General features: G+C 46.5%; 13 protein-coding genes and 1 riboswitch. Of the genes, 9 read left to right on the top strand and 4 right to left on the bottom strand.

Going from position 1 to position 19,078, the window contains the following annotated elements; all coding sequences use genetic code 11:
* Nucleotides 1-156: 156 nt before the first annotated feature.
* Nucleotides 157-1,944: a sensor histidine kinase gene (locus NSQ91_RS27950; protein ID WP_076128708.1), complete on the top strand. Its 1,788-nt coding sequence runs from the start codon at nt 157-159 to the stop codon at nt 1,942-1,944.
* Nucleotides 1,941-3,491 carry a response regulator transcription factor gene (locus NSQ91_RS27945; RefSeq protein ID WP_340392887.1) on the top strand — a complete coding sequence of 517 codons (1,551 nt, stop codon included), beginning with the start codon at nt 1,941-1,943 and terminating at the stop codon, nt 3,489-3,491. Before NSQ91_RS27950 ends, NSQ91_RS27945 begins: the two co-directional genes overlap by 4 nt.
* Nucleotides 3,492-3,570: 79 nt before the next feature.
* Here the strand turns inward: NSQ91_RS27945 and NSQ91_RS27940 are convergent, their stop codons facing one another.
* Complete coding sequence (locus NSQ91_RS27940; RefSeq protein ID WP_340920807.1) at nt 3,571-3,972, bottom strand: hypothetical protein; 402 nt, start codon at nt 3,970-3,972, stop codon at nt 3,571-3,573.
* Between the two features lie 742 nt (nt 3,973-4,714).
* Between NSQ91_RS27940 and NSQ91_RS27935 the strand changes: the two genes are divergently transcribed.
* From NSQ91_RS27935 to NSQ91_RS27915, 5 genes are all read left to right on the top strand, one after another.
* Nucleotides 4,715-5,695 (top strand): ABC transporter permease, encoded by a 981-nt coding sequence (locus NSQ91_RS27935; protein WP_076100584.1) that lies wholly within the window; start codon nt 4,715-4,717, stop codon nt 5,693-5,695.
* Nucleotides 5,696-5,760: 65 nt separating this feature from the next.
* Complete coding sequence (locus tag NSQ91_RS27930; protein WP_076128700.1) at nt 5,761-6,666, top strand: carbohydrate ABC transporter permease; 906 nt, start codon at nt 5,761-5,763, stop codon at nt 6,664-6,666.
* A gap of 141 nt (nt 6,667-6,807) precedes the next feature.
* Nucleotides 6,808-8,565, top strand: coding sequence for an ABC transporter substrate-binding protein (locus NSQ91_RS27925; protein ID WP_080742630.1), 1,758 nt, complete (start codon nt 6,808-6,810; stop codon nt 8,563-8,565).
* A gap of 115 nt (nt 8,566-8,680) precedes the next feature.
* Nucleotides 8,681-11,053: a glycoside hydrolase family 95 protein gene (locus NSQ91_RS27920; protein ID WP_076185436.1), complete on the top strand. Its 2,373-nt coding sequence runs from the start codon at nt 8,681-8,683 to the stop codon at nt 11,051-11,053.
* A gap of 139 nt (nt 11,054-11,192) precedes the next feature.
* Nucleotides 11,193-12,332 carry a transglutaminase domain-containing protein gene (locus NSQ91_RS27915; protein ID WP_076304776.1) on the top strand — a complete coding sequence of 380 codons (1,140 nt, stop codon included), beginning with the start codon at nt 11,193-11,195 and terminating at the stop codon, nt 12,330-12,332.
* A 108-nt stretch (nt 12,333-12,440) separates the two neighbouring features.
* Here NSQ91_RS27915 and NSQ91_RS27910 read toward each other — a convergent pair whose 3' ends face one another.
* Together NSQ91_RS27910 and NSQ91_RS27905 are read right to left on the bottom strand one after the other, a co-directional pair.
* Nucleotides 12,441-13,922 carry an amino acid permease gene (locus tag NSQ91_RS27910; RefSeq protein WP_076179353.1) on the bottom strand — a complete coding sequence of 494 codons (1,482 nt, stop codon included), beginning with the start codon at nt 13,920-13,922 and terminating at the stop codon, nt 12,441-12,443.
* Between the two features lie 199 nt (nt 13,923-14,121).
* A riboswitch (Lysine riboswitch) is annotated at nt 14,122-14,326 on the bottom strand.
* A 101-nt stretch (nt 14,327-14,427) separates the two neighbouring features.
* The gene (locus NSQ91_RS27905; RefSeq protein WP_076128692.1) at nt 14,428-15,564 is read right to left on the bottom strand and encodes a virulence factor; all 1,137 of its coding nucleotides are present in this window, start codon (nt 15,562-15,564) and stop codon (nt 14,428-14,430) included.
* A gap of 223 nt (nt 15,565-15,787) precedes the next feature.
* Between NSQ91_RS27905 and NSQ91_RS27900 the strand changes: the two genes are divergently transcribed.
* Nucleotides 15,788-16,753: an MBL fold metallo-hydrolase gene (locus tag NSQ91_RS27900; protein WP_076185434.1), complete on the top strand. Its 966-nt coding sequence runs from the start codon at nt 15,788-15,790 to the stop codon at nt 16,751-16,753.
* A gap of 155 nt (nt 16,754-16,908) precedes the next feature.
* A complete protein-coding gene (locus NSQ91_RS27895; protein WP_036680232.1) occupies nt 16,909-18,534 on the top strand; it encodes an ABC-F family ATP-binding cassette domain-containing protein in 1,626 nt (541 codons plus the stop codon).
* Nucleotides 18,535-18,858: 324 nt separating this feature from the next.
* Here NSQ91_RS27895 and NSQ91_RS27890 read toward each other — a convergent pair whose 3' ends face one another.
* Nucleotides 18,859-19,044, bottom strand: coding sequence for a hypothetical protein (locus tag NSQ91_RS27890; protein WP_036680230.1), 186 nt, complete (start codon nt 19,042-19,044; stop codon nt 18,859-18,861).
* Nucleotides 19,045-19,078 lie beyond the last annotated feature (34 nt).

The following is a 19,078-nucleotide window of genomic DNA, read 5'->3' as shown; positions in this document are numbered from 1 at the left end:
GAAGGCCTTTTTAAAGACCATCTTCTTTATAGAGGTGATGAACGGCAATATTCAAAAATGTTGCCGTTTTCATTTTTCTTCTGTAAAGTATGGAATATCTCCAAGGTAGTGGCAGCCTGTACATGAGATAGTGAAGGTTTCGGGGGGCGAAAGGCCATGTTTCAATGGTTTGTTAAGGTGCTGAATGACATCAAAATCCGCAATAAGCTGCTGCTTGCTTTTTTACTGACTACACTTTTACCGGTATTACTGGTAGGTGGTTATCTTACGATTGAGATGAGGACCATGGCGTTTGAGAACGCACTGGAGCAAGCTTCAATTAACGTAGATCGGGTAAAAAAAAGAACAGAAGAAGTCATCGGTGTATCGCAAGATATAGCGTATCGATTGTCCAATGATGCCCGGCTGAAAAAACTCGCCATACGCCAGTATGTAAGCACTTATGATGTGGTTGAGGCTTATCGGGATTACACTGATATGCGTGAATACCTAAGATTATATAAAGACATATCCAACATACGTTTATACACTGATAATGCTACGCTGCTTAACAACTGGGAGCTGATCAATCCTTCGTCTGCCATTAAGGAGAGCCAGTGGTATCAGAGAGCACAGCGGTACGATAGCCTCGTCGGTTGGGAATATATAGAGGATGAGCGTGATCAGCGGAATTATTTAAGTCTTGTCCGCAAAATCGAGCTGGAGGGCTCCAGTAAAATTGGCGTGCTCGTTATTAATGTAAACAGTCACCAGCTAACCTCAATTCTGAGCCAGGAATCATTTGATACCATGATCGTGGATGATCAGGATAATATCATTGCTGCGAACCGGAGCGATCGGACAGGAAAGAAACTGGCAGATGTTTCTTTTGATACAAAGCTTTTGGGGCAAGGAAGCGGGAGCTATGAGGCAGAAGTAGATGGTGAAGCCTCCAAAATAGTGATAGAAGAACTTAAACCACAAGCCAGCCGTAACGCACTGCGAATTATTTCTGTTTTTTCTATTGATAGTATAGTCAAAGAACCTAATCGGGTGATTAAGCTTTCGATTACCGTGATTGCCGTAAGCGTTTTATTGGCCTTTTTAATCATATATAGTTTCTCTTCATTATTTTCACGTCGATTATTGCAGTTAAGCAGACATATTAACCGCGTTAGTACGGGTGATTTTGACACTTCATTAAAAATTGATGGCAAAGATGAAATTGCTCTGTTAGCTCGTCAGTTCAATTCTATGGTGCGGAGTATTAACGATTTGATGTACGAGGTACAGGAATCTAATGACCAGAACAGCCTGCTGGAACAGAAACAGAATGATATCCGTTTTAAAATGCTGGCAAGCCAGATCAATCCTCATTTCTTGTTCAATGCGCTGGAATCTATTCGTATGGAGGCCCATATGAAAGGGCAAGTGGAGATTGCACGGGTAGTGCGTCTTCTTGGCAAAATGATGCGCAGTAATCTGGAGGTAGGCCGAAGTAAAATTTTGCTTAGCCAGGAGCTTGAAGTGGTTCGTTGTTATTTAGATATTCAGCAATTCCGTTATGAGGATCGTTTGAAATATCAATTTATTGTAGACCCTGCCGTCGAATCACTCTACATCCCGCCGCTGATTGTGCAGCCGCTTGTGGAAAATGCGGTGATTCATGGGTTAGACAACACGATGGATGGAGCAATGGTTACGGTGAATATCAAGCGTGAGCAGAATCATGCGGTCTTTACCATTACCGATAATGGAGCCGGGATCACTCCGGACAAGCTGGAGCAGATCCGTTATACCCTTGAGGTTCGTGATGAGCAGGAAGAGGCACGGATCGGGCTGCGCAATGTACACGACCGTTTGAAGTTATCCTACGGTGTTGAATATGGACTGAATATCGAAAGCCGGATGAATGAAGGAACATCTATTACGTTTCGTATTCCAATGGAGGACATAAATCTATGATCAAAGTATTGATTGTTGATGATGAGCCAAAGCTGCGGGAAGGCCTTCGGGCTCTAATCCCTTGGGAAGAGCTAGGGTATACGGTGGTGGCTACGGCCGCCAACGGCTTGCAAGCTCAGGAGAAATATCATATTTTTTATCCGGAACTGATTGTGGTGGATATCCGCATGCCTGGTATGGACGGGCTGGAGTTAATCGGTGAGCTGCGCGAGGAAGGCTCGACCAGCCATGTGCTAATTTTAAGTGGTCATGCGGATTTTGAGTATGCTAAACGAGCCATTTCTTACCGCATTGACGGCTATTTACTGAAGCCGGTGGATGAGGAAGAGCTAATCAACTATTTGGAGGAACTCAGAGTCACGATCGCTCAGGAAGATCGCTTTAGCCGCTGGAATGAAGAGGAGCCTGCCCGTAATCGCGAAAGCCTGCTGCGTACATTGCTGCAGCCTTCAACTGCGGAGGAGGGGGAGAATGATCCTGCTAAGCAGGCGGCAGCACTGGGTCTTAAATCAGACCGTGTCGAAGTGATCCTACTCGAATTACTCGCGCCTGCGGGCGGCAGTGAGGAAGGGGAGCGGGCCGTTAAGGCCGCGGTAGAACAGTATTTTGGCAGCAGTGAAGAGCGGATGTTTTTCACGATGCCGCCATATATTGGATTTCTGCTGCAAGAGCCGCTGCCAGGAAAGCAGGAACAGGAGCGGCTGATGGAAGAGCTTGCTTCCTTAATTTGCCGCGAGGGATACGACTTCAGCGCAGCAACGGGAGGCCCTGTAGCTGGACCAGAAGAGGCGGCACAGTCTTTTCAAGTGGCGCGTGAACTGCTGCGCCGGGCATTCTTTTACCGCAAAGGGATTCTGATCAGCGCCGATCTCTCCGGTATGTTGTTTCCTGGAGTGGCGGAGGCGTACACTGAAGAAGGGCAGGATGCGGAGAGCCGCCTAATGCTTGCTGTTGAAACTGGAAGCCGCGCGGCCATTGAACCGCTGGTGGATACGATCTGTGCAGAGCTACTGGCTGCGGGCAGTGAGGAGCAGCAGATCAAAGATACATTTGTGCGGATTCTCAGTACGGTGTTGGCCCGTCTCGAACCGGTCTATCCAGAGATTCGCAGCAATGCCGCTAAGCATTCCCCGCCGATCGGTGAGCTCTACCATAGTCATTATCTGGCAGACCTGCAAGAGCAGGCCGTCAATTTCATGGCGGAGATCGCCGATCAAATGTCCAGTGGCAGCAAAGGGAATGAGATCAAAAAAATTACGGAGCTAATCAACCGCCGTTACAATGAGAACCTTAAGCTTGAGACCTTATCCGAGTTATTTAATTACAACAGCGCATATCTAGGTAAAATGTTCAAGAACACTACCGGGGAATACTTCAATACGTATGTGGACAAAGTGCGGATTGAGAAGGCGAAGCAATTCCTAGCGCAAGGCATGAAAGTATATGAGGTGGCCGAGAAAGTTGGGTACATGAACCCCGATTACTTCAACGCCAAGTTCCGTAAATATGTAGGACTCTCCCCAAGTTCTTTTCGCAAAAACATCTAAAATAGAAGCCCAAAAAGCCACAGTTGCAGTTCAGGTATAACCTGAGCTTTAGCTGTGGCTTTTTTTTCTTACATTAAAGCTACTTCACTAATAATAAATCTAATCTTTGTTGCAATTCTTGATTTGCAGGGTCCTTTAGAAGGGCAAGAAGTAACTCTTGAATTTGATCCATCTCTTTAAAAGGTTCATTTTGTACATATTTGTCATGTATTCTGGTTTCCAAGGTATATCCATAATCGAACCCTAATGTTGAATACGTCGAAAGGGCAGCAATTTTACTCGCTTGCTCTACAGCAAGAATGCTTGGTGTTGAGGATCTTTCTAATTCCACTCTTAGACCGTCGAGTTCTGATGTCAGATTCAGGTCCAGCCTATCCATTAATCTGTTATGACTTACGTTGTTATTGAATTGAAATAAATTTAGTGTCAATAATACTGCGGCAATAATCAATAATAATATCTTGATGTTTTTGTTTTTCATTGCTCTCCTATTACCCTCCTTCAGGAAAATAAATTGCAGGTACAACAGATAATGTCGACTCGGCATGTGCATATAAGGAATATGTATCTGAAATAGTTGAAGTACTGATGTATCAGGTAATATTTTCTAGCTTAGATGATATTAAAGTAATTAATTTTAATTGAACCATACGGAGGTTTTCGTTGAGGAGCAGGGCAGGGGTTACGGGTATACTTGTTACGCCTCATCTGAGAGCATATTATAGTTTTCATTCGCGGGTATGACGGACTCCAGAGTCGTTATTTGGGCTATTTCGAGTCCAATTTCGATTTTTCGGACTCCATGTACGTTATTAGCTGCAAATGTTCTCCAAAAGGTGGTTTTTTAAGTGAATAAGGTCTTTATAGTCCGCCTAACCCAATAAGATGTGCAATTTGCTTAAATAAGGTCATTTCAGTCCGCGCCTTCGCTTCCGGCCACGTTCACTTATAGAACGTTAGCTCGGGGCGTTTTTTAATTATGGGATGAAGTATTAATTGTGTGAAATAGACAGGGGATTAAGTATCGTATTGATTTATGAAATCAAATAATTTCACTTAATTTTATTTTCAGTAAATTCATGTTTGTTTTCAGTGTTTTCAACGATGTATCCGCTTTATTTGGGCTCTAAATCTCTAATTTTCACCTGATTTTAGGTCGAATTTATAGGGTACTGCAATCGCTTACAGAGATTTAGAATATAGACATAGAGAGGAGGGGCTTTATGAAAGCGGACACAGTAACTTCTCAAATCCCGCCGGATACCCGAACACGCAACAAAAAGCCTGCTTCAGGAGGACGGTTTTGGAGAAGCTTTAAGAATCAAAAGTACTTATGGATGATGTCGATACCTTTTGTGATCTGGGCATTCGTCTTCAGTTATCTCCCGTTATGGGGCTGGACGATGGCTTTTCAAAAGTACAAGCCCGCACGTGGCTTTTTTGAACAAGAATGGGTAGGTTTTGAACACTTTAAGACACTGTTCAGTGACTCGCAATTCCTTCTGGCGCTGCGTAATACGCTGGCGATGAGTGGAATGGGCTTAGTCGCAGGATTTATCTTTCCAATAACGTTTGCAATATTGCTCAATGAAGTGCGTCTTGGCTTCTTTAAAAGATTTGCTCAAACAGTCTCGTATTTGCCCCACTTTGTATCATGGGTGGTTGCAGCGGGGATTGTAACTAAAATGTTATCTGGTGAAAATGGTCTTGTAAACGATATCTTGTTAGGAATAGGATTCATAGACGCACCTATCCAGTTTATGGCCCAGGGCCATCTCTTCTGGGGAATCGTTACCTTATCGGATGTCTGGAAAGAGACCGGATGGAACGCCATCATCTACCTTGCAGCTATCGCAGGTATTGGGCCTGAATTGTACGAAGCGGCCCGGGTAGACGGTGCCAGCAGGCTTCGTCAGGTATGGCATATTACACTTCCGGGTATTCGCCCAACAATTACTGTACTACTCATTATGTCGGTGGGTAATTTGCTCAATATCGGCTTTGAGAAGCAATTCTTGCTCGGAAACAACCTCGTTACCGACTATTCTCAAGTGCTAGACTTGTATTCACTGAAATACGGACTGGGCATGGCGAGATATTCCTACGGTACTGCGATCAATATATTCAACTCAGTGATCAGTGTAATTCTACTGTTTACGATTAATGGAATCTTCAAACGTACAACAAAAGAGAGCCTTCTGTAGCACAGAAGGCCCTTCTACCCAATCGTGGCAGTAAATTGCCCTTTTCATGAAAGGAGAGCGTTACAGTGGGAAATTCAGCTATCACCGGAAAGTCATGGTCAGACCGGATCTTTGATTTCTTTGTATATTTTGTAGTACTGTTCGTGGTTGTAATCACGATTTATCCGTTTTTGAACGTGCTTGCCATCTCACTGAATGATTCAGTGGACAGTGTGCGCGGTGGAGTGACCATCTATCCCCGGGATTTTACTTGGGACAATTACCTAAAGATCTTCACTTTCTCCGGATTAATCACCGGGTTTAAAATATCCGCTTTGCGGACAATTATCGGTACTTTGTTCGGACTGATCAGTGCCTCGATGCTGGCGTTTACGATCAGCCGCCCTGACTTTGCAGGTCGCAAGTTTGTCTCCACATTCTTGGCAATGACCATGTATATCTCAGGAGGAATGATTCCAATCTATATGCTGATCAAGGATCTGCATATGATGAACAGCTTTGCAGTCTATGTATTGCCTGGACTGGTTAGTGCCTTTAACGTCTTCGTTATCCGCTCCTTCATCGACGGCCTGCCGTATGCGCTGCAGGAATCGGCGAAGCTGGATGGAGCCAATGACTTTACTATCTACTTCCGCGTTATTCTGCCATTGATGAAGCCAGCGCTAGCAACGATCGCGCTGTTCCTAGCAGTAGGTCAATGGAATGCTTGGTTTGATACTTATCTGTACAATGGTTCAAGCCCTAACTTGACCACATTGCAATATGAATTGATGAAGGTTCTACAGACCACAACCAGTGGTAACGGAGGCGACTACCGCTCCAACATTGCTTCGCTGGCTTCCAATCAGGTCTCGCCGGAGTCGCTCAAAATGGCGATTACGATTGTCGTAACCGTACCAATCCTGTTGGTTTATCCGTTCATTCAGAAGTATTTTGTTAAAGGTATGACACTTGGTGCTGTGAAGAGTTAATCACAGTTTAACGGGGGAGCTTAGTCTCCCCTATGCTTAAAACCTATTGTGTATCCGTTTTCTTTTGGCAAGCTGGGTAAAGTATTAACAGGTCTTCACCTGTGATACGATAGATAAACAATTTTAAGGAGGGTTTATTTAATGGGAAGTAATAGAAAGATAAAAGCCAAAGCTACGGCATTAACGCTCACTTCTATTATGCTGCTCGGTGTGCTTGCAGGCTGCGGCGGTAACAATGGCAACAATGGTAATGCTGCAGCTGGAAATACAGGCGGCAACGCAACTAATGCTGGAAATGCGACCAATGCGGCTGAGGATATTTCCCCGCTCACGATGACCTTCTTCAGTGCAGACCCTAACCCGAACTGGACAGGTATGCAAGATGAAGTTGGTAAAGTGATTACGGAAAAAACGGGAGTAACCCTAAATGCTGAATATGCAGTTGGTGATCCTCAACAAAAAGTAGCCTTGATCGCAGCGAGCGGCGAATATCCGGATTTGATCAGTGCTAAGACTGATGTCAGTAAGCTGGTAGATGCAGGCGCAATGCTTGATCTAACAGACCTGATTGAAAAATATGCTCCGAATATCAAAAAAGTATTGGGCGAAGAAGGCATGAAACGTTCACGTTACAGTGACGATGATCATGCGATTTATGCCATCCCTACCTATGCAGGTGTGGACAACAAATATTTTGATGCTGGTGGCGGATTTGAACTACAGCACCGTGCTGTTAAAGAAGCTGGATATCCTGCAATCAAAACTGTTCAAGATTATGAGAACGTAATCAAGGCTTACCTGGAAAAACATCCTACCGATGAAAATGGTAACAAAAACATCGGCCTGACTTTGAATGCAGATGATTGGTACATGTACATTACAGTAACTAACCCAGCATTTATTACTACTGGTTCTCCTGACGATGGTGAATATGCGATTGATATCGACACCCAAGAAGTAACTTATCACTTCCGTCGTCCGGCTGAAAAAGAATATTTCCGCTGGCTCAACCACATGAACGATATCGGATTGCTTGATCCAGAAAGTTTCGTTCAAAAGTATGATCAGTACAAAGCTAAAATCGCTACCGGCCGCGTTATTGGTTTGATTGACCAAGACTGGGGTTATGGCGATGGAGAAAGAGCATTGAAAGCTGAAGGCAAGCTGGATCAAGGCTATGGACACTATCCTGTAACCTTGTCTGAGGAGTACAAAGAAACTTCCTTCTGGCCTACAGGCTTCATGGGTGGTAACGGAATTGGGATCAGCGTAGATGCTAAAGATCCAGTTCGTGCAATTAAATTCCTGGACTACCTAGCTTCCGACGAAGGTCAAGTATTGGTTAACTGGGGTATTGAAGGCAAACACTACAATGTTGTTGATGGCAAACGTGTCATTCCTGAAGATGTGAACGACCGTAAATATAATGACACTACCAACTTCCAAAAAGAAACTGGTTTGGGTAATGTCGGATCAAACTATGCATTGCTGAGCGCTCACTATGGCGACGGTGTATTGGATCCATCTGGTAACTACTACACAACTCGTTTCCCTGAGCAAGTAACTGTAGGTTACAATGCGGTTGAAAAAGAAACACTTGCTGCTTACAAAGCAACAACTTGGAAAGACCTCTTCCCAAGTGAAGATGAGTTCAAAGTTAAACCTTGGGGCGCAGCATGGAACATCACGATTCCTGGGGATAGCGAAATTGTCGTTCTTGACAACAAGCTGAAGGATATCAGTTGGAAACGGATCCCAGAAGCAATCTTGTCTAAACCAGCTGATTTCGATAAAGTTTGGGATGCTTACATGGCTGAGCTTGATAAAGCTGGTGTAACGAAAGCTGAAGATTTGCGTGAAGAGCTGGTTAAACAACGCGTGAAACTTTGGAATGATTAATTATTAAATTTCGTCTAATCCAATAAAAGCATGAAGATGGCGGGAAGTCCGAACGAAAGTCCGGGCCTCCCGCTGATTGCTTTTCACCGGTAATAACAGGACAGGAGGAATATACATGGGAGAGAGCAAGAACTCCGGACGGCATGAGTTATGGTACAAGCAGCCGGCGGCTGTATGGGAAGAGGCGCTGCCCGTAGGTAACGGGAGGCTGGGCGGCATGGTCTTTGGTGGAATCGAAGAAGAACGGATTCAATTAAATGAAGACACTCTATGGTCAGGTTTCCCGCGGGATAAAGCCAACTATGAGGCACTGCGGCATTTGGCTCCAGCTAAACAGCTAGTTGCAGAGGGGAAATACAAGGAAGCAGAAGCACTGGTGGACGCCAAAATGTTAGGCAGCCGGACGGAATCCTATCAACCGCTTGGAGATTTGCGATTGAAGTTTAATTTTGCAGGTCCTGTAGAGGATTACCGGAGAGAGCTTGATCTGGATCAGGCGTTGGCTACGGTATCCTATACTGCCGGTGGTGTAAGGATCGTACGTGAAGTATTGGCCAGCAGACCGGATGACATTATAGCTCTTCATATCCGTGCTGAGGGGGGGGAGGGCCAAGCTACTCTGCCAGATTTCTGGGCGGATCTGGCATCACCACATCCTTTCAACTCGGAGATTACTCCGGATGGCATGCTGATTATGACTGGCCGTGCCCCGTCGCATGTGGCTGATAACTACGTAGGGGATCACCCGCGTGCCGTATTATATGAAGAGGGGCTTGGCATAAGTTTTGCTGCGGTTATGGAGATTCAGACGGAAGGTGGGACTTGTGTAGCGGAGAACGGCTCGCTGTTGATTTCTGGCGCGCACTCCATTACCCTTCGTCTGGCTGCGGCAACCGATTATGCCGGGTATGACCGGATGCCGGGAAGCGGTGGCAAGCTGCCAGCGGAGTTGTGCCTAGTGCAGTTAGCTTCAGCCTCTAAAGGATACGCAGAGCTTAAGCAGCGCCACTTAGAGGATCATCAATCCTTGTTCCACCGTGTGGAGTTGACGCTTGCATCTGCTGCTTCCCGAGGAGAGCTTCCGACTGATGAGCGCCTGGTACAATACCGCGAAGGACAGGCAGATCCTGAACTGGAAGCGTTGCTGTTCCAGTATGGCCGCTACCTGATGATTGCTGGCTCACGGCCGGGGACGCAAGCTCTGAATCTGCAGGGCATTTGGAATCCCTATATTCAGCCACCATGGAACAGCAATTATACGACAAATATAAACACCGAAATGAATTATTGGCCAGCCGAGTTATGCGGATTGGGCGAATGCCATGAACCTTTAATAGATTTTATCACGGAGCTTAGCGTGGCTGGCAGCCGTACAGCGAGTATTCATTATGCCGCACGTGGCTGGACAGTACACCATAATACCGATTTGTGGCGGATGACTTCTCCATCAGACGGTAAGGCGATGTGGGCTTTTTGGCCAATGGGCGGGGTATGGCTCTCTCGCCATCTATGGGAGCGTTACGCTTTTCGTCCAGATGAGGACTATTTGCGCACAGCTTATCCCATATTAAAGGGAGCCGCATTGTTTTGTCTGGATTGGCTAGTAGAGCTGCCTGATGGAAGATGGACCACAGGTCTGTCTACCTCGCCAGAGAATGTATTTCTGACTGCTGACGGCACACCATGCAGTGTCTCGGCTGGCTCAGCTATGGATTTATCGCTTATCGCTGAGTTGTTCAAGCACTGCATTCAGGCTGCTGATATTTTAAATACCGATGTAGAGCTGCGTCAGGAGCTTATGCAGAAACAGAAACAGCTTGCCCACCAAGGGATCGCACCGGACGGAACTGTCCGCGAATGGAATGAGGATTTTGCTGAACAAGAGCCTGGGCATCGTCATGTTTCTCATTTGTATGACCTGTATCCTGGGAACGTAATTAGCCCTTCCTCCACACCAGAGCTAGCGGAGGCGGCAGCCTTAACACTGAAGAAACGTATAGAACACGGAGGTGGCCATACAGGCTGGAGCGCAGCTTGGTTGCTTAATCTTTATGCGCGTCTGAAGGATGGCGAGAGTGCGGTTAGCTGTCTACGTCGCATTTTGCAAGATTCCAGTTTGCCGAACCTGTTCGGTAATCATCCTCCGTTTCAGATTGATGGAAACTTCGGAACTACAGCCGGAATAGCAGAAATGCTTTTGCAGAGTCATCAGGAGGGTCTGGAACTATTACCTGCTCTTCCAGAGGAATGGTCTGAAGGCAGCGTGAAAGGGTTGGTGGCACGTGGTGGCTTTGTCATGACTATAGAATGGAGCGGGGGCTGTTTAACAAGGGCAGAGGTTACCTCGACTCATGGCCGATCCTGCAGAATTGTTCAACACCAGCCTTTGCTCATTCAAAAACCTGATGGTACACAGATTGAAGGAGCGGGGCTGGAATTTGAAACAGTAATAGGAGAGACCTATCTCATTACACCCCTAAAGAAATAATTCATATTGATCTGGCTTAGAGGCTGTTCTCAGAGTAGAATTATTCTACAGAGAACAGTCTTTTTTTGCCCAAGTCTTCATTATCTATTAAATGGAGGGTTTTGAATAAGTCTGTAGGAGCCGGAGGATCAGAATAATTATGTGGAAAAAACGCTTCACGTTGGCAAAAGTCATTCTTGGAGGAGTGATTATTTGCGCAGCCATTCCCCCGACATTGTATTGGACCTGGGGGCATGCTTATGCGGCCACGACTTCACCGACCGTTCGTTCTGTGAGTGAGATTGCCCAGAAGCTAACCGGTGCGATGAATAATCGTAGAGAGACTATCACTTTTACTTATGAGGGGAAAACCTCGAATTTAAAAACACAGATACAAACGGGTCTAGATCAAGCGATGAATAGCGATCCCTATTTGTATTACATCATAGACAGCTACGGATACACTTATCGAGGGAGCAAAAGCTCTGTAAAGGTTACGGTAGAAGTGAAATACTTGGAAACGCTGGAGCAGACCGCTTTTGTGAACAAAGAAGTAAAGGCAACGCTCAAGAAGATCATTACACCGGGCATGAATAATCATCAGAAGGTTAAGGCTATCCACGACTGGGTGGTGCTGCGTCTGAAGTATGATACCTCTTATCGTAAATATACGGCTTATGAAGGCCTGAAGAGTGGCAGTGCCGTTTGCCAAGGGTATTCGCTGTTGACCTATAAGCTGCTCAAGGAAGCGGGATTCAGTAATAAAATCGTTGAGGGCACTGCAAAACAGCCGGGAGGACGCAGCCAGTCTCATGCTTGGAATCTAGTGCTGCTCGAAGGGAGATGGTATCATCTCGACACAACTTGGGATGACCCGACACCTGATAAAGCCGGCGTAGTAAGCATCGCGTATTACTTGAAGACTGATGCCCAAATGCGTCAGGACCATAGCTGGACGAAGTCTTATCCGGCAGCCTCGGTTGCCTATTATAAGACCTTGTCAGCACTTGTAGAGCGTGGAGGACAGAGCGCCGGGGTGTATAAGCAGCTTCAGAAGGACCTTAATTATGAGCTGTATGCCGAGGAACGGATTGTACGTTCAGCAGCAGATTTAATTCAGCTGGCGAATAAGGCTGTCGCTTCAGGAGAGGGATCTTTATTATTCCGTTATGACGGTAGTGGAACCCAGCTGAAGAATGATCTACAGGAGTTATATAAACTTGGACTAGAGGAAGTGTCTTATTCTAGCACTTCTTTTGATAATACGGGTGATCTAAAAGTGTATGTGACTTGGGAATAGGCAAAGGGCTAAGTAAAATCAGGAGTTGAATATACTAGATTGATTTATATAAAAAGGGATATCCCGCAGCCTTTCAGGCTTCTGGATATCCCTTTTTGAGGAGTCTATTTATTCTGGGTGAGTACTAAGATCGCATTTATCCAAAGGAATAATATTACTCTTGCGGAAGAAGCGATAGCCGGCCCAAATCAAGACGAATAATGGCAGGCTGATATAGGAAACGGCAATACCGTACCAGTCGATGTTTCCACCTGAGAAGGCACCCATATTCTGGCCAAGAATGGCTACCGTACAAAGTACTAAGGCAAATATAGGCCCAAACGGGAACCATCTAGCCCGGTAAGGCAGCTCATCAAGGGAATGACCTTGAGCTATAAAGGCGCGTCTGAAACGATAATGGCAGACAGCGATGCCGAGCCAGTTAATAAATCCACACATACCGGAAGCATTAAGCAACCAGTTGTATACAGCACCATCACCAAAGAATGATGCTAAAAAGGCTAACATACCAACGGCTGTGGTCACGAGCAAAGCGCCAACAGGAACACCGCGGCGATTAAGCTTGCCTAGAGCACGTGGAGCCATTCCATCCTTAGCCATAGCGTACAGGACGCGGGTGGAGGCGTACATTCCCGAGTTCCCGGCTGACAATACGGAGCTGAGAATGACAGCATTCATGACGGATGCGGCAATAGCAAGTCCTGCTTTATTAAATACGATCGTAAACGGACTGACTCCGATATCATCAATACCACCGCGCAGCAGATCTGGATTCGTGTAAGGAATCAGCATTCCGATTACTAGTATAGCGAGGATATAAAAGATTAATATACGCCAGAAGACTTGGCGAATAGCAATAGGTACGTTACGGCGAGGGTTCTCACTCTCACCTGCTGCAACACCGATTAGCTCGGTGCCTTGGAAGGAGAATCCCGCAGCCATAAAGACACCGACGAAAGCGAAGAAGCCACCGTGGAACGAGCTGCCCCCGATCTGGAAATTGCTGAAGCCTACGGCTTTTCCGCCCATGATTCCGAAAATCATCAAAACTCCGACAATAAGGAAGGCGATAACAGTAATAATTTTGATAATGGCAAACCAATATTCTGATTCTCCGTATCCACGAGCAGATAGGAAATTAAGACCGAACATCAGCAGCAGGAACACGAGACTCCAGAGAAAGGAGGGACTGTCCGGGAACCAATATTTAATAATGACGGTGGCGGCAGACAATTCTGCTGCAATCGTAACCGCCCAGTTATACCAGAAGTTCCAGCCGATGGCGAACCCAAAAGCGGGGCTGACGAAACGCGTGCCGTAAGTGCTGAATGAGCCCGAATCCGGCAAATAGGTAGCGAGCTCTCCCAGACTGGTCATGAGGAAATAAACCATAACACCAACAGCCGTATAGGCTAGAAGTGCTCCACCGGGTCCGGCTGAAGCGATAGCGCCACCACTGGCCAGGAAGAGTCCAGTACCAATAGATCCTCCAAGCGCAATCATGGTCAAATGCCTTGCTTTAAATGATTTTTTTAGCTCAGGCGGGTTACTTACGTTGCCTTGTGCTAGATTTTGCTGCTTGCCCTGCATGATTTGACACTCCTTATGATCTAATCTTTCAATTCATGAACGGGGAGTGCTGAGCTGCTTCCTCCCGCAGAGCGGGAGAGTGTATTTGGTGATCTCCATAAGGTTATGGACAAACACTAAATATACAAATTCTGTAAACGCAAAGAAACCGCAGACTATATCTGCGGTTTCCATCTATACAGCTCCGCATCATACTCCCTGTGAAGATAGCGCAACACATTATGACCTGCTGCTATGCAGGTTATACAATGTGACAGTTCCGTGCCTTTCGGCAACGGCCCCAGCCTGCACCGCTGTAAGAGCGACAGTGCAGACTTCGGCAGATATTCCTTTCGACGCGATTCATAGACGGCTCTAACGTCTCCACGCGCGTACTCTTTATATCCGCGACCTCTACCTCATCTTAGTATGACGAGGCTATCTTTACTTCATTCATTTATAAACAACAGGAATTAGTATAAAGCAAGTTCGCAAGTCAAGCAATGACAAAATCCGGTAGGGAATGTTAGCTGCGACGACGCTCTGACATTTGCTGCCAAACGGTACCCGCCGCTGCTTCACCGGAAGCGATACGTTCCAAAGCCATTTTGGCCTGAAGTCCAACCTCGAATTCCGGATCTTCCGCCGCAACTGACAGCGCTTCTTGGGCATCTGATGTGCCCACCTCATAGAGGAAACGAGCTGCGCGCCAGCGGACAAGCTTGCTCTTATCTGTCAGTGCCGCCGTCATCACTGGCGTGGCGGCAGGATCGCCGATGTCGGACAGCGTATCGCCTGCCGTACGTCTCACGGCTGGCGCGCTGTCTGCCATCGCCTCATAGAGCAGCTCCATCGCTTCAGGCGTGCGAAGGTCGCCTAGATACACGACCGCAAGCCTGCGAATATGCAGCTTGGGATCGTGCAGCGCCGCCTTAAGCTCCGGCAGGAGCTCCGCCGTCGGCGTAAGATCCTCCAGCGCGGCGTAGCGCACGCGCCAATCCTCATGCTTCAGGTCTCGCAGCAGCTCATCCTGACTGCGGGTTCGTCTCTGCTCGACGAACTCGCCTTCGGCGCCGTGCGCAATGGCTTGCTGCACGAGAGAGTCGAGGCGTTCCTGCGGATACGCCGCTTCGACCTCTTGCTCCACCTCGCGTGCAATCTCCGCGGGCTCGCCATAACGCACGCCGTAATCAGTGAGCTTACGCTCTTTAATCATCACGGCGCTAGCCACATCCATAACCGCCTTCGTGAAGCGGTTTGCTAAGGAGATGCGCTCTTCATTCGCGCCGGTCTTAACGCGGATTTGCAGCGGAATTCCGCGGAACATCTGGACGAAGACTTGAGCTTCGCCGAAATGAGCGCCAGCGTTCTCATCGGCAAGATTCCAATCGTCATTTAAGCCTTCGCTGTTGCCGAAGCGGTTCTGGACTTCTCTTAGAATCGCTGCCCAATCCGCATTGCCCTTGCGTTCGAGCGCTGCAAAGTCAGCAGCGTGATAGATGCTAATAACGCCCGGTATCGTTAACATTTCGCGTGCCCAGGCCGGTGCGGAACGTTCACTTTCTGGTGTATAGGTTCTGCGAATTCCAGGTTCCAGACTTTCGTCCAAATGAAGCTTCATCGTATTTGGACTTGGAGTCGGTTCAATAAAAGTAATCTTCATACGTAGCTCCCCCTTGAACGGTATATGCACCGCCATACTTTATACACATATTATCTCATTTCTGGCGTGAAACACAAAAGGGTACTTAGATATTTTGCGGAAAAAGGGCGCACCATTACCAAGTAACTTGTATATTTTGCAAAATACTCTGCCGTTCAATATAGTTGTATTATATTCGCTAAAGTAAAGCATGCTCGGCAAACTTCTAAAGATGAGGTGCTCTATGGCTAAATTTCGCTACAATAACCTCGACAATGTGAGTACCGATAAAACACTTAAAGAGTTTCGTAAGTGGCGGGAGGAACGTCGACGGAAGAAAAAAGATTATTCATATGTAGTGCCAAGTACGCCGCCGAGGTTAGCTTATCTGGCGGAGAATCGCCTGGAGACCACCATTACGTGGATTGGGCATTCAACGTTTTTCCTTCAATATGAAGGGATGAATATCATTACTGATCCAATTTGGGCGAGAAGACTAGGCTTTGAGAAAAGATTAGGGCAACCCGGGATTCCGCTCAGCGAAGTGCCTCCCATTGACCTGATTCTGATCTCGCACTCTCATTATGACCACTTGCATATGGCTTCTATCCGTAAATTATATAGAGCAGGGACAACCCTTGTTGTTCCTATAGGCTTGAAACGAAAGATGCTCCGCAAAGGATTTCATAACTGCATAGAAATGGAATGGTGGCAGGAAAATACGCTAGGTAAAATTAAGCTTACCTTCGTGCCGACTCAGCACTGGACGCGGAGAACGCCTTGGGACACGAATACTTCTCATTGGGGAGGATACATTCTGCAGCCGATCGAATCGGATAGCGACAAGCTGCCTCCTAACCTGTATTTCGCAGGAGATAGCGGTTATTTTCCGGGTTTTAAGGAGATTGGGAGCCGCTATAAGCTTCATGTTGCACTCATGCCGATTGGAGCTTATGAACCGGAGTGGTTCATGACCTCGCAGCATGTAACCCCTGAAGAGGCTATACAAGCATTTGTAGATGTTGGAGCGGAGACCATGATTCCGATGCATTACGGCACCTATAGACTTGCTGATGATACGGCCCGGGAAGCGCTGGATCGGATGGAAAGTGCCCGGCTTAAACAGGGTATTTCTGAAGAACGAATCCGTACGCTCAGCTATGGCGAAACGCTTATTATACAACCCGAGAATCGCATAACTGGACAATAATTGAAAAAATTCCTCCTAACTGGCGACCTCTGTACAGCAGCTGGAATAACTTTAGTATTGGAGAGAACAGCTGAAAAGGCTATTTTACGGGCTTTTTGCTCTCTATTTATGCTATAATGAGCCGAAACCCTAAGTGAAAAGGATGGTAATGCGTAATGATTAGCACAAGCGGCGTAACACTCCGCTACGGAAAACGCGCTCTCTTTGAAGATGTAAACATAAAATTCACCCCTGGTAACTGCTACGGTTTGATTGGTGCCAATGGTGCCGGTAAATCAACCTTTCTGAAAATTCTGTCTGGTGAGATCGAAGCAAATACCGGTGAGGTACATGTTACACCGGGCGAACGTCTCGCAGTACTCAAACAGAACCATTTTGAGTATGATGAATTCCCAGTACTTGAGACCGTAATTATGGGTCATACACGTCTTTATGAAATTATGAAAGAAAAGGACGCGCTTTATGCGAAGTCCGATTTCACAGAAGCGGATGGCCTGCGTGCAGGGGAGCTTGAAGGTGAGTTCGCTGAGCTTAACGGCTGGGATGCTGAGCCAGATGCAGCTGCCATGCTGATTGGTCTCGGAATTATGCGTGAACTGCATGACAAAAAAATGGCCGAACTGAGCGGCAATGAAAAGGTACGGGTACTCTTGGCGCAAGCCTTGTTTGGCCGTCCAAATAACCTGCTGCTAGATGAGCCTACCAACCACTTGGATCTCGAATCTATTGGCTGGTTAGAGAACTTCCTCATGGACTATGAAGGTACTGTTATCGTCGTATCCCATGACCGTCACTTCCTGAATAAAGTATGTACGCATATTGCGGATATTGATTTTGGCAAAATCCAGATGTACGTCGGCAACTACGACTTCTGGTATGAGTCCAGTCAGCTTGCGCAAGCTTTGCAGCGTGATTCGAACAAGAAGAAGGAAGATAAAATCAAGGAATTGCAGGCATTTATCCAGCGTTTCTCGGCCAATGCTTCCAAGTCTAAACAAGCGACATCACGTAAGAAGCAACTTGAGAAAATTACACTGGACGACATTCGTCCGTCCAACCGTAAATATCCGTTCCTTAACTTCAAACCAGAACGTGAAGCGGGTAAACAATTGCTGACAGTCAGCGGATTGTCCAAAGCGGTTGAAGGTGAAAAGCTTCTTGATGAAATTAGCTTTGTAGTAAATAAAGGGGATAAGATTGCGTTTGTAGGCCCTTACTCCCAGCCTAAATCACTGCTGTTTGATGTGATCATGGGTGAGCAAGAAGCGGATGCGGGCGAATATACATGGGGAGTAACTACAACTCAAGCGTATTTCCCGAAAGACAACTCCAGCTATTTCGATGGTGTGGAAATGAATCTTGTAGAATGGCTACGCCAGTATTCTAAAGATCAGGACGAAACTTTCCTGCGTGGATTCTTGGGCCGTATGTTGTTCGCCGGAGAAGAAGCACTGAAGAAAGCAAGTGTGCTGTCCGGGGGCGAGAAGGTTCGCTGTATGCTGGCCAAAATGATGCTCAACGGCGCGAACGTGCTTGTGTTCGATGAACCAACCAATCACTTGGATCTGGAATCCATCACGGCACTGAATAACGGGCTGATCGATTTCGATGGCACGATTCTATTCACTTCCCATGACCATCAGTTCATCCAAACCATTGCTAACCGCATCATCGAGATTACACCTACAGGTGTAATTGATCGCTCCATGAGCTACGATGAATATTTGGAGAATCCAGAAATTAAGGAAATGCGCCAGCGCATGTATCCTGTAGAAGTATAATATTTAATTTCCGCTATGCGGAAGGAATCCATGAAGCAGCTACACTAATCCTTTTAGGATCAGGGTAGCTGTCTTTATAATTTCAATTTTGAAAAGTTATTAACAAGTAGAATTCTACGGGGTGTATGCGGGGTTTCCAAGACAGGAGTCTTTAGCCCTTGAGGTTTCCCAAAGCGCATGTTTTTAGCTGGCTAATCGTACATTAAAGAGAAGCAATTATGAATTTGAAGAGTTCTAATCCATCCTATCAGGCAGGACGAACGTATAAACGGCTGCGTTTCCCCGAGGGATTCGCAGCCGTTTATGTTTAAGTATAAGTAAATACTAAGATCCGCCAGTACGACGGCGTTGGTTGTTAGGCTTTTTGTTATTTTGGCTTTTTAGCGGTTTGGCGGAACCGGCCTGAAATGTGGATCCAGGCTTGGAGGAAGATTGTTGCTTCTTCTGTTCCAGTTTTTTACGGATAGCTTCCGCTAAGTTGATTTTACCTTTATCGTTGCTTTCGCTCATTATGATAACCTCCTTCGAAGCAAGTCCTTACACT

The sequence above is a fragment of the Paenibacillus sp. FSL R7-0048 genome (genome assembly GCF_038004505.1).
GTDB lineage: Bacteria > Bacillota > Bacilli > Paenibacillales > Paenibacillaceae > Paenibacillus_AQ > Paenibacillus_AQ odorifer.
The sequence above is the reverse complement of the archived record's forward strand: the minus strand, read 5'-3'. Positions and strand labels throughout refer to the sequence as shown.